Source organism: Actinomadura sp. 3N407 (assembly GCF_052245875.1).
Lineage (GTDB): Bacteria > Actinomycetota > Actinomycetes > Streptosporangiales > Streptosporangiaceae > Spirillospora.
The window spans coordinates 289,584-304,328 of sequence record NZ_JBQQBP010000009.1 but is presented as its reverse complement, the minus strand read 5'-3'; the positions used below and the strand labels follow the sequence as shown (position 1 = coordinate 304,328).

Annotated in this window: 15 protein-coding genes; 8 read left to right on the top strand and 7 right to left on the bottom strand. The window is 69.1% G+C overall.

The features are described from left to right. Positions 1-5: 5 nt before the first annotated feature. Complete coding sequence (locus ACTWPP_RS24230) at positions 6-191, bottom strand: DUF397 domain-containing protein (protein WP_443106625.1); 186 nt, start codon at positions 189-191, stop codon at positions 6-8. Then, positions 182-967 (bottom strand): helix-turn-helix domain-containing protein, encoded by a 786-nt coding sequence (locus tag ACTWPP_RS24225; RefSeq protein ID WP_443106624.1) that lies wholly within the window; start codon positions 965-967, stop codon positions 182-184. The genes ACTWPP_RS24230 and ACTWPP_RS24225 overlap by 10 nt, the downstream gene beginning before the upstream one ends. Positions 968-1,174: 207 nt before the next feature. Here ACTWPP_RS24225 and ACTWPP_RS24220 point away from each other — a divergent pair, with 207 nt between their 5' ends. The 7 genes from ACTWPP_RS24220 (at position 1,175) to ACTWPP_RS24190 (ending at position 5,423) form a co-directional block, all read left to right on the top strand. Beyond that, on the top strand, positions 1,175-1,573 hold the full coding sequence (locus ACTWPP_RS24220; RefSeq protein WP_443106623.1) for an ATP-binding protein: 399 nt from the start codon (positions 1,175-1,177) through the stop codon (positions 1,571-1,573). Continuing rightward, positions 1,561-1,929: a hypothetical protein gene (locus tag ACTWPP_RS24215; RefSeq protein WP_443106622.1), complete on the top strand. Its 369-nt coding sequence runs from the start codon at positions 1,561-1,563 to the stop codon at positions 1,927-1,929. Before ACTWPP_RS24220 ends, ACTWPP_RS24215 begins: the two co-directional genes overlap by 13 nt. Before the next feature lie 782 nt (positions 1,930-2,711). Continuing rightward, entirely contained in the window at positions 2,712-2,933 is a 222-nt protein-coding gene (locus ACTWPP_RS24210; RefSeq protein WP_443106621.1) for a hypothetical protein, read from the top strand. 2 nt (positions 2,934-2,935) lie between these two features. After that, positions 2,936-3,475, top strand: a complete 540-nt coding sequence (locus ACTWPP_RS24205) for a DUF6879 family protein (protein WP_443106620.1) — start codon at positions 2,936-2,938, stop codon at positions 3,473-3,475. 9 nt (positions 3,476-3,484) lie between these two features. After that, positions 3,485-4,333 carry a helix-turn-helix domain-containing protein gene (locus ACTWPP_RS24200; protein ID WP_443106619.1) on the top strand — a complete coding sequence of 283 codons (849 nt, stop codon included), beginning with the start codon at positions 3,485-3,487 and terminating at the stop codon, positions 4,331-4,333. A gap of 185 nt (positions 4,334-4,518) precedes the next feature. Next, on the top strand, positions 4,519-4,992 hold the full coding sequence (locus ACTWPP_RS24195; protein WP_443106618.1) for a hypothetical protein: 474 nt from the start codon (positions 4,519-4,521) through the stop codon (positions 4,990-4,992). Further along, positions 4,992-5,423: a hypothetical protein gene (locus tag ACTWPP_RS24190; protein WP_443106617.1), complete on the top strand. Its 432-nt coding sequence runs from the start codon at positions 4,992-4,994 to the stop codon at positions 5,421-5,423. Before ACTWPP_RS24195 ends, ACTWPP_RS24190 begins: the two co-directional genes overlap by 1 nt. Before the next feature lie 96 nt (positions 5,424-5,519). On the opposite strand, the gene ACTWPP_RS24185 is transcribed toward ACTWPP_RS24190, so the two are convergent. From ACTWPP_RS24185 to ACTWPP_RS24175, 3 genes are all read right to left on the bottom strand, one after another. Further along, a complete protein-coding gene (locus ACTWPP_RS24185) occupies positions 5,520-6,503 on the bottom strand; it encodes a phosphotransferase family protein (protein WP_443106616.1) in 984 nt (327 codons plus the stop codon). Then, positions 6,500-8,965 carry a hypothetical protein gene (locus ACTWPP_RS24180; RefSeq protein WP_443106615.1) on the bottom strand — a complete coding sequence of 822 codons (2,466 nt, stop codon included), beginning with the start codon at positions 8,963-8,965 and terminating at the stop codon, positions 6,500-6,502. Before ACTWPP_RS24180 ends, ACTWPP_RS24185 begins: the two co-directional genes overlap by 4 nt. 232 nt (positions 8,966-9,197) lie before the next feature. After that, a complete protein-coding gene (locus ACTWPP_RS24175; protein WP_443106614.1) occupies positions 9,198-11,033 on the bottom strand; it encodes an acyl-CoA dehydrogenase in 1,836 nt (611 codons plus the stop codon). Between the two features lie 299 nt (positions 11,034-11,332). Between ACTWPP_RS24175 and ACTWPP_RS24170 the strand changes: the two genes are divergently transcribed. Then, a complete protein-coding gene (locus ACTWPP_RS24170; protein ID WP_443106613.1) occupies positions 11,333-12,670 on the top strand; it encodes a UDP-glucose dehydrogenase family protein in 1,338 nt (445 codons plus the stop codon). A 53-nt stretch (positions 12,671-12,723) separates the two neighbouring features. Here ACTWPP_RS24170 and ACTWPP_RS24165 read toward each other — a convergent pair whose 3' ends face one another. After that, positions 12,724-13,983 carry an alpha/beta fold hydrolase gene (locus ACTWPP_RS24165; RefSeq protein ID WP_443106612.1) on the bottom strand — a complete coding sequence of 420 codons (1,260 nt, stop codon included), beginning with the start codon at positions 13,981-13,983 and terminating at the stop codon, positions 12,724-12,726. Positions 13,984-14,121: 138 nt separating this feature from the next. Beyond that, positions 14,122-14,724, bottom strand: coding sequence for an NAD(P)H:quinone oxidoreductase (gene wrbA, locus ACTWPP_RS24160; RefSeq protein WP_443106611.1), 603 nt, complete (start codon positions 14,722-14,724; stop codon positions 14,122-14,124). Between the last annotated feature and the right edge of the window lie 21 nt (positions 14,725-14,745).

Below are 14,745 nucleotides of genomic sequence, written 5' to 3'. Positions count from 1 at the left end.
AGAACTCAGAGGCTCTTGAGGACGCTGGCGAAGTTTTGAAAATCACTGTGGTCGATGATCAGCTTAGCGCCATTAGGGTCCTTGCTGTCACGTATGGCCACCGCCTTAAAAAGCTCGGCGATTTCGACGCAGTTATCTCCTGACTCATTACTGCGGGACGATTTCCGCCAGTCTGCCTTGCTCAGCTCCATCTTTCTTCAATCACCCTTCTTATCAACGCTCGCGTGTCTCTAACGTTCAGCGCTTCGGCCTGCAGTGTGGCCATGGCTTCGTTGGCCAATGCCACGTGCGGCGGACTACTTGATGTCTCACCGCCGTACGCCTTGGCCGTGTACACCACTTGACGCTGATCCGGCAGTGTTGCGATGGTGAATGTTGCCCAGACGTTTCGAATGTAGCGGACTGGCGCCACCTGTAGATTAATATTGCCCATTTCAGACAGCTCAAGAAGGCGTTCGAGCTGCTCTATCATGACTGTCTTGCCGCCGACCTCCCGGTAGAGAACCGTCTCGTCCATAACCGCGGTGACACTAGGAGCGGGTGCCCGGTCCAGAATCTCCTGCCGTCTCATCCTGTTCTTGACGGCATCATCGTCGTTCAGAAGGACGCGAGCATAGCTCTCGTTCTGGAACAGTCCATATACCACCCTGTCCTCGTAGGAGCGGAGCATGCTGGCCGACTGCTCTGCCTTCGGGAAGTTGGCGAAGAATTCGGGGTACTTGTCGGACTTGATCGATTCTAGTAGCTCATCCCACGCTTCGACGAGAGTCGTGCCGGACTTGAGTGCCCGGTCGAGCCGCAGAGCCGTCTCCCGGCGGCAACGCGTCCGGCCGGCCTCGATCTGCGTGATGTAGCTGCGCGTCACGTTCACTAGGTCAGCGAGTCGCTGCTGGTTGAGTCCTGCGGCCTTGCGGAGACGCCGAACCTCGGCGCCGAAGCTCTGGAACTCAGGCTTGATCCTCTGCATCGACACGACACCTCCGGTCCGCGGTACTCCGTGCGGCACCATTTGTGAGTCTTTTGATACTCCTCGACTGCTGCCCCGGAATCCTACGCCGTCCTGTGACTTCATGGTGGTCGTCCGATAACACAGGGTGATAGCAGCGGGTTCTTCCGGTTTGGCGGGTTGGCCCGGTTCGCGATCAGCCTCCGTCCAGGCTGGAGGGGTTCACCGATGCCAGCGGTCATGCTCGCGCCTGAGGCGCCACCGCTCGTCCTCGATCCGTCCGACGAGGCGCCCGCGAAAGCGCGCCGCTACCTCACCGACCGTTTCCGCGAGCTCGGGCACGCCGACGACTTCATCGGCCGGCTCCTGGTTACCGAACTGGTTACCAACAGCTCCAAGCACGTCGGGGTCGGACACATCATCGTCCGCATCTTCCCGGACGCGCGCGAACCGCTCACCGTCATCGAAGTCTGGGACGAGAGCAGCACCCTCCCCATCGTCCAGAGCGAGGACGACGACGCCGAGAGCGGGCGCGGACTGCTGCTGATGGCGCAACTCGTCCACGACTGGGGCGTCCGGCCGCTCAACGAGGAAGGAAAGGTCGTTTGGGCACGATGCGCCCACTGAACGTCCAGGCGGGGCTCCACCTGCTGCGATGGCGCACCCGCCTGGGGCGCAGCACGGCGATCCGGAACCTCGACCTGCTCGCCGTCGCCGTCCAGGCCAGGAGCTATCGCTACGTGAAGCTCTACCAGGCCGACGAGTTTCCCACTCGTCCACCACTGCTCTGGGTGTTCGCATTCAGCCCTGACGACCACGTCCGCGTCGCGGTGAGCGTCCACGCCACACCTGGAGGCGGCTGGGCCTACTACGAGGCCGGACGCGGGAGGGGCCGCTACCTCTCCCCCTGCGGCGACAGCAAGCAGGCCGCCGACCAGGTCGACGCGCTTCTAAAGCACCGCATGTTCCCCTCCACCTGGTAACCCGTCACCAGAGAGCCATCACGATGCCCCACCCACCTGAGCCCTGGCACGCCCGACCGCCCGCCAGGCACTCCACGCCCACATCACCATCGGCCCCAAGTCCAATTACCCCACTGGAGCTGGACCTCGACATCGACCAGGCCCTGGACCAGCTACGCCGATCCTTCCCAAGGCTGTGCATCTGGCACGGCAAATGGAGCGGATCTTTCTGGGCGCTCCTGCCGAACCGTCTGGTCGAGGCCAAGTCCTCCGCCGACCTCGCCCGGCAACTCCGCGCCGCCGCCGACCTCCCGCTCGGGCGCCGCCCCGGCCCGTCCACTCGCAGCCCGGACGGCGCTTGGACCGCCCCAAGCGCACCCGCGCCACGCCACAGACGTCCCATCAAGACGGGTCACCGCCACCAGCGACGGCCTATCCGTCTTCTGGCCGCCTGCCGCCGCTTGACCAGAGTGTCCGCACGGCCGACCAGATCCGCTTGGTGAAGCAGAACCACCGACTAGGGGTTGAGGCCACCCCAGAGGGCGAGCTCTCAGTTGGGGAACGCGGTCGAGCCGTCATCGACGATCATGTTGCGGTGGTGGACATCGCGTGGCACAGGTGAAGGGACGGGGGGTGAGGCGGCGCCCCCGGAACCGAAACATCGCAGGTCGCCCCCGATACCGGGGGCGGAACCGGTTTCAGGGACAGGGAAAACCGACTGGTTTGGGCATTGACCGCCAACTGCCATCGGCACAGGGTTGTAATGAGCAAGTCCCAGCAAGCGCCTAGGTGGAGGGAAGGCCATGCGGCTACGGTTCCTCGGGACGGACTCCGACCAGGGAGGCTGCCCGGCGATGTACGCCACCGACCACGGCACCTACGTGGTTCAGGGGAAGGTCGTCACCGACCCGGCAGCCATCGGCGATGTCCGCGACCTCGCCGACGACGAGACGATCGTCGAGATCGAACCAGCGCTCGTCCGGCACCTGATCGAGCACTACAACGTCCATCACGCGGAGGGGTGACCGTGGCCGACCTGCTGACCGGCGACCAGTTCGGCGCGATGTTCCACACCGTCCGCCGTTCGGCGTTCCGGCTGGAGACCCGCGACCGCTACAACGTCCCCGCCGAGCAGCAGCGCATCCGGCGGTTCCTGGCCGGAGAACCGGACGAGGACTATCTCCTCGCCGCGCACCCGTGGGGACAGATGACGCGCGCAGCAGCCGCAGCGGGGTGCCCGTTCTCCCGGGTCCGCGTCGTGTCAGTGCCGCTCGGGGACTACTCCCGATACGCCCTGTGGTCCGCGCAGGGCAACCTACGGGCCGACGAGGAGATCCGGTACCTCGCCCGCGACCAGGCCGCCGCCCTCGACCTGCCGGTCCGGCCGCCGCATGACGCCTGGCTGCTCGACGACGACCGGGTCGCCGTCCTGCACTTCGATGACGAGGACCAGCTCCTCGGCGCCGAACTGCTCGACGACACGGCCACCGTCGAGGAACACCGGCGGTGGCGGGATACCGCATGGAAGGCATCGGCCAGCCGAGACGAGTTCCTGCGAAGCATCTGACCGCGTCCCATGTCCACGTCTCACCAGCAGGCACGCGAGGCGCTCGGCCTGCGGCTGCGCGAGCTGCGGAAGGACTCCCGCCTCGCGCAGCGCCGCCTCGCCGAACTGGCGAGCTGGCACGAGAGCAAGGTCTCGAAGATCGAGCACGGCAAGCAGACGCCCAGTGAGGACGACGTCCGGACGTGGTGCCGACTGGTCGGCGCGGAGGGCCACGTCCCGGACCTGATCGCGACCGTCCGCAACATCTCCAGCGCGTACATGGAGTGGCGGCGCGAGTGGCGGGCCGGCGCGGGGCGGCGACAGCAGACCATCGCCGCGCAGGAGGCCGAGACGACGCTGTTCCGGGTGTTCGAGCCGTTCGTCATTCCCGGCCTGCTCCAGACACGCGAGTACGCCGCGCAGCGGTTCCGCGACAACGTCGCCTTCCACGGCACCGGCGGCGACGTCGACACAGCCGTTCAGGCCCGCATGGACCGGCAGGACGTACTACGCCGCGGGGACCGTGACCGCCGCTTCCACATGGTGATGTGCGAGGTTGCGCTGACCGTCGGCCTCGCCGAGGACGGGATCATGATCGAGCAGCTTGAACGGCTCCTCACCCTGTCGATCCTGCCGAGGTTGAGCCTCGGCATCATCCCGACGCGGGCCCGGCACCGGCGCGCACCCCATCACGGGTTCTGGGTGTTCGATGACCGACTCGTCCTTGTCGACACGGCGGCGGCCGAGCTGACGATCACGCAGCCGCGGGAGATCGCGGTGTACGTCCAGGAGTTCGAGGTGCTGGCGGGATCGGCGGTCTACGGGCCGGCCGCGCGTGAGCTGATCTCGAACGCAATACGGACAGTACGAGCAAGCTAAAGCAAGTTCCTGGCCAAATCGACGTTCCCGCACTCAGTCTGGGGCTGCCACGAAAGTAGTTCGGCCCCCGGCCGGTGCGCGAACACCTGGCATCCGGGGCCTCACCGGAAAGCAGGGCGGCCCCGGATCAGCTGGCGCGCTTCCGGGGCCGCGTCGCCCATGAGGCGCGCCGCTGGAGGTGTCAGATGACCATCACCACCGACCGGGCAACCTGGGTCACCAAGAACCCGCGTGACCTCGTTCCGCTCGAGGTGTTCGGCCTCCTCGTCGAGGACGTCCGCCGCTACCACCACGTCACCCGCGGCTACGCCGAGCGGATGGTCGGGCAGGCCCTGGTGTTCCTGAAGGCGCAGGCGAACATCGTCCGCGCCCGCGCGGAGGGACGCCCCTGGGTGCGGATCGTCCCCACCGTCCCCGTCGACCCGGCGTGGCACGCGTTCATGCTCCGCTCCCAGGCGTACATCTCGTTCTGCGACGAGCACGCCGGCCGGTACATCCACCACGTGCCGTTCCAGGACGAGGCGATCCTGTCGGGCGACACGCTCGAAGTGACCATCCCGCAACTCCAGGCCACCGGGTACGAGGTCGACCTAGAGTTCTGGCACGGCGAGCGCAAGCCCTGCTGCCCGCCGGAGTGCGCCCCGCCGGAGGCCACCTGATGCCTCACCTGATCGCGCCCGACACGACCAGACGGCCTGGCCAGCCGGCACCCACGCCCACGCATTACCACGGCTACCAGTGGTCTGGCTCCGGGCAGGAGTGGGAGCGGCTCGGGAAGGTCGATTCCCTCGATCTGAACTCGCCGGACCGGCCACCGGACCGCACGGTGGAGTGGCTGGGCAAGTCGCCGGGGCTCCTGCAGTCCGTCCACACCGACCCAGCCGTCGCGTGTGACTGGCTGATCGGCCAATGGGAGAAGGCGTGCGAGAGGCCCATGTACCCGGTCCCGGACTGGGTGCGGGATGACGACCGCGCTGAGCGTGCGTTGGAGGGGATCGTCACGGGCCACTGGCCGTCGTACAGCCAGTGGGTCGCCGGCGGCATGAAGGTCTGCATGGCCATCGTCGGGACGGCTGACCGCTGCCACTGAGCACAACAAAGAACGCCGCCGCACCTCCCAGAACGGGAGAGCGAGGGCGTTCTGACGGGCCGTCAATCGGCCACAGCGTGGCCTGGATGCTTCCGGTCAGCGGGGACGGAGAGCTTTTTCGACGGTTCGGGTGTCGATGGGGGCGGAGAGGCTCCAGTGGTGGCGCGCGGCGTTGAGTTTGGCGGTCATCGTGGCGATGAGCTGGCGTTCGGGGTAGGGGTAAGGGCCGCCCTGGGCGAAGAGCTGGGAATAGCGGACTGCGTCCACGACCGCGGACTTGATGCGTTCGTGAGTGCGGTAGGCGGCGAGGTCCTCCTTCCAGCCGGCGACGTGCTCCGGAGGCATGGCGGTAGTCCATCGCGCGGTGAGGGCGGCCTCCTCGTCCGGGAGGTAGCCCATTTTGTGGAGGTGGACGGCCAGGTCGTAGACGGGGTCGCCCCAGAGGGCGAGTTCCCAGTCGAGGAACGTGGTCGAGCCGTCACCGACGATCATGTTGCGGCGGTGGACGTCGGCATGGACGCAGGTGAAGGGGCGAGGGGTGAGGCGGCGCCACAGGTCGTCCACGGGTGCGAGCGGGTCGGTGGGGATCGCCAGGGCGGAGAAGAGGTCGGCGTACTCGTCACGGAAGGTCTCGTAGACGCCCTGTGTCAGGTCGGACAGGCATCGCGCGAAGGCGGTCGTGTCCTCGTCGGCCGGCCAGGCGGCGGGAATGTCCGGGAGCCGTGGGACGTGGGTGAGCCGGACGAATAGTTGGACGACGTCGTCGATGACGTGAGCGGGGACGGGGACGCCGCGCGGCGCGACGTCATTGAGGACGTCGCCGGTGATGTACTCGTGCACCTGGAACGGCGGGTCGGCGGAGGTGTGGAGCAGCCGCGGGGCGTGGCGGACGTGCGGGGCGATGGCGGCGAGGACGAGGTCTTCACGCCATGGCCGCAGGTCCATCATGTCGGCGCCATGGATCGGTATGCGGACGATCACGGGGCCGTCGGCGGTGTCCACGCGGATGTTGTCGTTGTAGTAGCCGGCGGCGGTCTCGTCGTGGGCTCGTGCCCGCTCGTACAAGTCCCGCCAGTTCACGCGCCCTCCAGCATGGCCGACACGAGGTCGTTCGCCCGGATCTCCAAGGATGGCAGCAGCTGCGATGGACGGATCTGGGCGCGAGCCCGCTCGGTCACCTCGGTGAGGTGCCCGTCCGAGGCGCCGAGAGAGTCCAGGAGGAGACCTGCGACCATGATCAGAGTGGGGTAGACCTCGGCGCCGACGAGTTCGGCGATGGCCCATCGGGCCGATGCCGCCGCGCTTCCGGTGTCGCCGGTCCGGGCGTGCAGGAAGGCGCGGAACAGTTCGGCGCGGGCTCGTCCCGACCGGTAGCGCGCCCGTTCCAGGGCTTCGGCGGCGGTCTGGAACGATGTCGCGGCCGGGGCGTGCTGCCCGAGCCGGAGCTGGGCGATGGCGAGCGCGGTGAAGGCTTTACCGATCTCGTGGTGGGCACCCAACTCGGTCTGTGCCTCGATGGCCTCGGCGGCGCGTTCGAGGGCGCGCGTGGGGTCGGTCCAGGCCAGCTGTTCCGCCCGGTTGGTCTTGATGTTGGCCTGCTCGATGACGGCACCCGCTCGTTCATAGAGTTCGGACGCGGTTTCGAGGGCGAGGCCGGATGCGTCGAGGTCGAACGCGAATCGGTGTCCGAGGTGCTGGAGCCGAGCGACGTCGCCGCGCAGCACGAGGTCGTCGCCCGGGGCTTCGGCGAGGATCTGCTCGGCCGTGGACAGCGCGTCGTCGAAGCGGCCTTGGCACATGTCCAGGTCGGCCATGCAGAACCCGGCGCGGAGCCGTGCGGGCCCGGAATGCTGGTGCCAGATCCGGCTGAAGATGTGCTGGGCTTCGCTGGTGGCTCCGGCGATGCGGCGGCCGTGCGCGCCCGCCAGGGCCAAGCGTGCACCGGGTGCCTCGTGCAAAGACCAGTCGATGGACGGGGTGAGTCTGGTGGCGGCCTCCGCGTCACCGAGGAGGATGGCCGATTCGGCTTCCAGGCAACGGGCGGTCTGGGTGAGGTCGGCGTCCCCGGGACGTGTCTCCAGGTAGTTGCGCAGGTCTTGGGCGACGCCGTCGACGCCTTGCTTGCCGCCGTGCATCATGGCCCGGTCCGCGTAGGCCAGAACGTCCTCGCCGTGGAGGGTTCCGGTGCGCAGCCCGCAGAACGCCGCCTCCCGGACCGCGCGAACCCTGGTCGCGATGCCGTTCTCGGCTGACTCGTCTCGTGCGGCGCGGGCGTCCCAGACGTTCCGGAGCAGTGCCTGGACGTCCCGGACGATGTACTGCGACAGCCGCTGATGCAGTGCGGACCGCATGAGCTGGTGAAGGCGCCTGCCGTTGGCTCCGGCCGGGTAGACGAAGGAGTACGCGGTCAGTGACTCCCATGCCATCCGGTGCCGTGGGAGGTCGAACGCGTCCGCCACCGCCTGGAAGATCTCGAAGTCGAAGATCCGGGCGATGCTCAGCAGTTCGAGGGTGCGGATCTCGTCGGCGGCGACATGGGTCAGGAAACGCTGCAGGATCTCCTCGGACGAGACAGCCGCGGTCTCCCGCGCGGTCGTACGGGTGTCGACGGCCAGGTGAAGGTAGAAGGGGAGCCCTTGGCTGGCGACGGCGATCGCGTGCCGCACCCCGTCGTCGGTGATGCCGCCGCCGGCGAGGAGTTCCAGCCGGGCCTCCATCGGCAGCCCGTCCACGGGCTGGTGGCGGATCACGTCGCTCCAGCCGGGGTCGTACGATGCCCAGCCGAGGGGCTCACGGCTCCCGACCACGACCAAACCGTGGTCGAGCTGTGCGATCAGATCCCGGAGCCAGACATCCTGCGACGCCGCTCGTCCCGGCCGAGCGCCTGTCGGCACGAGCGCCTCGTAGGCGTCCACGAAGATGACGTGGGGACGGTCGGAGCCGTCGCGGAGATCCTCCGCGAACAGGTAGGTCACCGCGTCCGCCAGCTCGGCGTTGGTCAGGTCGTCCAGCTGGCTCAGAGTCTCATCGGCCTTGATCCGGTGCCGCTGCCTCCGCCCGGCCGTCGCCTTGCCGAGGAGGCGCAGCAACCCTACGCCGGTGCCGAACACCGGTACGCCCGCCGCACCGTCGACGATCTGCGAGAGGGCCTCGCTCTCGTCCACGAACGGCAGTTCCTTCGGCGACAGCCGCAGGTGCGGGTGCAGCCGCTGCCACAGCACGGCATAGGCGATGTCGAAGCGGTCGAACCGCACGCCCTGTCGTCCGAGTTCCACCCGCAAGACCGCGAGAGCGTCCTCCTGCTGCCGCATCGCCGGCACCTGAAGGTCGAGCGTCGCGGTTCGGTGCGTCCGGTCGCTGAGCCGCCCGAGTTCCTGTAAGAGCCTTGATTTGCCGATACCGCCGACCCCGACCACGTTGAACACGATAGGAGAGCCTCCTGGCGCCGCCAGCGTCTCGCCGAACGCGGCCATCAGTTGCTCACGGTCAACGAACGGCCGGTGCAGCGCGGCCACCCGCCGGAAACGAGGTTCGAGGGGCATGAGGCATCTCCCGAGAGCCGAGGGTGCTTCTCTCCGCCCGGCGGGGATCGGACGGCACCATGTTCCGAGGCGACGATAACGGCTCCCGGGACACAGTGGCCCCGACCAACGCCGCCGATCCCTACCGCGCTGAAGGCGGCGCCCACTGAAGCAGGTCTCGCCACCCGTGAGAACGGCAGCGGCCCCCGCCGGGTGGGTTGGCGGGGGCCGGGGGTGCCGGGTTAGGGCGGGGTCAGAATGCGTCTTCGGGGAGGTCCATCAGGTCCAGGGTGGTGGATTCGGTGATGGCGCGGTCGGCGGTCAGGCGGGGCAGGACGGTCTGGCAGAAGAACTGCGCGGCCGCGATCTTGCCGTTGTAGAACGCCTTGTCGGAGCCGGACACGTCGCCGCCGCCGAGCGCGGTGAGGGCGACCTCGGCCTGGCGTGCCAGCAGCCAGCCGACGATGAGGTCGCCGAGCGCCATCAGCAGGCGGGACGAGCTGAGCCCGATCTTGTAGAGCTCCTTGGGGTTCTCCATCGAGCCGAGCGCCCACCCGACCATCGGGTCGATGATGCCCTGAACGTCGTCCAGGGCCCGGCCGAGCAGCGCCCGCTCGTTCTTCAGCCGGCCGTTGCCGGCCTCGGACTCGGCGAACGCCCTGATCTCGCCGGTGAGCACCTTCAGCGCCTCGCCGTTGTCCCGGAGGATCTTGCGGAAGAACAGGTCCTGGCCCTGGATGGCGGTGGTGCCCTCGTACAGGGTGTCGATCTTGGAGTCGCGGATGTACTGCTCGATCGGGTAGTCCTGCAGGAAGCCGGACCCGCCGAGGGTCTGCAGCGACTCGGCCCCGAGCAGCGCGTACGCGCGTTCCGAGCCGAAGCCCTTCACGATCGGCAGGAGCAGGTCGTTGATCTTCTCGGCCTGCTCGTCCTTGCGGCCCTCGTGCTCGGCGATCTGCACGGCGTCCTGATAGGACGAGGTGAGCAGCACCAGCGCCCGCATGCCCTCGGCGTACGCCTTCTGCGTCATGAGGCTGCGCCGGACGTCCGGGTGGTGGGTGATCGTCACACGCGGGGCGGACTTGTCCGTCATCTGCGTCATGTCGGCACCCTGCACGCGCTCCTTGGCGTACTCCAGCGCGTTGAGGTAGCCGGTGGACAGGGTGGCGATGGCCTTGGTGCCGACCATCATCCGGGCGTACTCGATGACGAGGAACATCTGCCTGATGCCCTGGTGCACGTCGCCGACCAGGTAGCCGACCGCCGGGTGCTTCTCGCCGAAGGTCAGCTCGCAGGTCGTGGAGACCTTGAGGCCCATCTTCTTCTCGACGTTGGTCACGTACGCGCCGTTGCGCTCGCCCAGCTCGCCGCTGTCCAGGTCCACCATGTACTTGGGGACGAGGAACATCGACAGGCCCTTGGTGCCGGGACCGGCGCCCTCGGGGCGGGCCAGCACCAGGTGGAAGATGTTCTCCGACATGTCGTGCTCGGCCGAGGTGATGAAGCGCTTGACGCCCTCGATGTGCCAGGTGCCGTCCGGCTGCTGGACGGCCTTGGCGCGGCCGGCGCCGACGTCGGAGCCGGCGTCCGGCTCGGTCAGCACCATCGTGGCGCCCCACTGCCGCTCAAGGGCCAGCTCGGCGAACTTCTTCTGCTCCGGCGTGCCGATGTGCCAGAGGATCTGGGCGAAACCGGGGCCGGACGCGAACATGTAGACGGCAGGGTTCGCACCGAGGACCTGCTCGGCGACGGCCCAGGTCAGGGAGCGCGGTGCGCCGGTGCCGCCGAAGTTGGGGCCGAGGTCGAGGCGGTACCACTCGGCGTCCATCCACGCCTTGTAGGACTTCTTGAAGCTCTCCGGCATGGTCACGGCGCCGGTGGCCGGGTCGTACTCGGGCGGGTTGCGGTCGGCGTCCTCGAAGGACTCGGCCAGCGGGCCCTCGGCCAGCCGGTTCACCTCGTCCAGGACGCTGCGCGCGGTGTCTTCGTCCAGTTCGGCGTACGGGCCGCTGCCGAGGAGGTCCTGGCGCCTGAACACCTCGAAGAGGTTGAACTCCAGGTCCCGGAGGTTGCTCTTGTAGTGCCCCATTCGAGACTCCGTTTAGTCCTGCGGCGCCAGGCCGGCCCCGCGCGTCTACTGGCTGGTTTTACTGGCTAGTAACTCAACATCATGCTACCCGCTGGTAACCAGTGAGAACCACCCCAATCGGGAGAGGGAGGCCATATCGATACCACGGCCGGTCGTCCCGCGTGACTCCGCTCACACGGCGGCGAGGCGTTCGGGGGCCTCGCCTGGGCGCCCGTCCGGCACGGCACCCGCCGACGGGCGGCGGACCGCCGGTGGGAAGATCGGGCGAGCGAGAACACCGCTAGGCAAGGGAGGTGCGCATGAAACAGGGGGATGCCGAGGCCCCGAGACTGACCGTCATCGGCACCGGCTATCTCGGCGCCACGCACGCCATCTGCATGGCCGTGCTCGGCTTCGAGGTCCTCGGTGTCGACACCGACCCGGACAAGATCGCCCGGCTGGCGGCCGGCGAGGTCCCGATCTTCGAACCCGGCCTGCCGGAACTGCTCACCAAGGCCCTCGACTCCGGCCGCCTGCGCTTCACGACCTCCTACGCGGAGGCCGGCGAGTTCGGAGACGTCCACTTCCTGTGCGTCGGGACGCCGCAGCTCCCCGACTCCGACGCCGCCGACCTGTCCTACGTCGACGCCGCCGTCCGCTCCCTCGCCCCGCACCTGCGCCGCCGCGCCCTCGTCGTCGGCAAGTCCACCGTGCCCGTCGGGACGGCGCAGCGCCTCACCGGCGTCCTCCAGGAACTGGCCCCCGCAGGCACCGGCGCCGAACTGGCGTGGAACCCCGAGTTCCTCCGCGAGGGCTACGCCGTCGACGACACCATGCGTCCCAACCGGCTCGTGTTCGGTGTCGCCTCCGACTGGGCGGACGAGCGGCTGCGCGCCGCGTTCAAACCCGCCCTCGACATCGGCACCCCGGTGATCCGGACCGACCTCGCCACCGCCGAACTGGTCAAGGTCGCCGCCAACTCCTTCCTCGCCACCAAGATCTCCTACATCAACGCCATGGCCGAGGTCTGCGAGGCCGTCGGCGCCGACATCAAGGACCTCGCCGACTCCCTCGCCCTCGACGACCGGATCGGCGGCAAGTTCCTGCGCCCCGGCCTCGGCTTCGGCGGCGGCTGCCTCCCCAAGGACATCCGCGCGTTCGCGCACCGCGCCGAGGAGATCGGCGTCGGCCAGGCCGTGTCGTTCCTGCGCGAGGTGGACGACATCAACCGGCGCCGGCGCGCCCGCACCGTCGACCTCGTCCGCGAGGTGCTCGGCGGGACCGTCGCCGGCAAGCGGATCGCCGCGTGGGGCGCCGCGTTCAAGCCGAACTCCGACGACATCCGCGACGCCCCCGCGCTGGACGTGGCGCACACCCTGCACGGCCTCGGCGGGGACGTCCGCGTCCACGATCCGGCGGCGCTCGGCAACGCCCGCCGCGCCTTCCCCGAGCTGCGGTACGGCGACAGCGCGTTCGACGTGGCCGAGGACGCCGACGTCATCGTCCTGCTGACCGAATGGTCGGTCTTCCGGGAGGTGGAGCCGGAAGCGCTGGCCGAGGTCGTCCGCCACAAGCGCATCGTGGACGGCCGCCACGCCCTCGACGCGGCGCACTGGCGCTCGGCGGGCTGGGAGTACCGCGCGCTGGGACGCTCCTAGACGTTGCCTCATCGGGTGAGGCGGCGGCAGCCCCCGGCCGCCGCCTCACACGCTCAGGGGCAGGATGAGGGGGCGGGTTCTCCGGCGAATCGGGCGGCGGTCCAGGTGAGGATGTCGGGCATTGCTCCGTCGTCGATGCCGACGACCTGTCCGGGGTAGGTGTCGTGTCCCAGGCCGGGGTAGGTGCGGTAGTCCACGTGTGAGCCTGTCGTGCACATGTCGGCTGCCAGGCGGTCGGTGAGCCGGGTGGGGAGGACGACGTCGGCCTCGCCCTGGAGCAGCAGTACCGGCCCGCCGACCGGCCTGTGCCCGACGGAGTTGGCCGCGAGGTGGCGGGCGAAGCGCGGCTGGCGCAGGGCGCCGGGCTTGAGCAGTTCGTCGCCTCCCAGGCCGCCGTAGACGGTGCTGACGACGGGCAGGCAGTCGGTCCTGGTGAAGTTCAGGCGTGCGAGCGCCGGCGCCGCGAGAATTCTGCCGAGCGGCAGGCCCCGTTCGGACACCTTCGCGCCCGCGGCGACGAGCGCGATGAACCCGCCCAGGCCCGGCGCGGTGGTCATGTGCTGCAGCGCCGCCGGGAGGTCGGCGCCCGGGGAGGTGACCACCGAGCCCAGGTAGCCGGGCTCGGCGCGGACGCGGTGGCGTTCGGCGACGGCGAGCGCGGCGTGGCCGCCTTGGGAATGGCCCCATACCACCCAGCGTGGGGACAGTCCCGGTATGGCCTGGTGCGCCGACCGCATGGCGTTGATCACGTCGTTGGCCGCGGCGGTTCTGTTGAGGAACTCGTGGCGGCCGGTGGCGCCCAGCCCGGCGTAGTCGGGGGCCACCACGGCCCATCCCCGCTCCAGGAAGCGGGACATCTGATCGCCGTGGTAGAGGTCGCGCATCAGCGACGGGGCGCAGCTTGGTCCCGCTCCGCTGGTGCCGTGCGCGTCCACGACCACCGGCCAGCCGCCCTGGGGAGGCGTGCCGGGCGGGACGAGCACCACTCCCGAGGCCGCCACGTCACGTCCGCGGGAGGTGCGGGAGTGGTAGAGGATCCGCGTGGCGGGCAGCGGGCGGCCTTCGACGACGTAGTCGTCGGCGGGTTCGGTGCGGATCGGTGTCCCGGCCGGCCGGTGCGGCAGCGGGTCGGGCGCGTCGTAGAAACCGGTTCTGGGAAGCGCGTTGCGCGCCTCCAGCTTTCTGGCCTCCTGGCACGCCCGATCGCAGGACGCGGGCGCCGCGGCCGCCGGTACCGCGGCCGCCGGTACCGCGGTGGCCAGCAGCGCCGTGCCGAGGGCGGCGGCGGTGAGGGCCGCATGACGGGTCTTCATGATGGTCGCTCCTGACTGCCCGGCTCCCCGGGGGGTGGCCGGCCGCATGGCCGGCCGGTGTTCCAGGTGATCTCGGTGGTGCGGTCGCCGGCCCTGCCCGGACGCACGGATGCGGCCCAGGCGTCCCGGGACGCGGTCTCAGCCGGCGCCGCCGGTACCGAGCGTCGCGGCCACCTGCGTGATGCGCCGGGCCTGGTAGCGGGCGCCTGCCAGGACCTGTTCGCCGGGAGGGCCCTCGTCACCGAGGTGGGTCGTGCCGTAGGGGGTTCCGAGCTCGTGCTGGATGCCGTCGGTGTAACCGGGCGGGACGATCACTCCGCCCCAGTGGTAGAAGACGTTGTGCAGGGACAGCAGAGTGCTCTCGTGGCCGCCGTGGCGGGTGCCCGCCGAGCCGAACGCCCCGTAGACCTTGTCGGCCAGCAGACCCTTGTACCAAGCGCCGCCCGTGGAGTCGATGAACTGCTTGAGCTGACTGGCCATCGCGCCGTACCGGGTCGGGGTCCCCAGCAGCACCGCGTCCGCCCAGATCAGGTCGTCCACCATGGCTTCCTGGATGTCCTTGGTGCGCTCGGCGTGCTCGGCCCAGTCGGGATTGGCGGCGATGGCCGCGGCAGGGGCGAGCTCAGCGGCCCTGCGCAGCCGCACCTCCGCCCCGGCCTTCTGCGCACCCTCAGCCGCCGCAACGGCCAGGGAGTGCACATTCCCGGTAGCGCTGTAGTAAATGACCGCGACATTGGTCATGGGATGAGTTCCTTTCGTTGT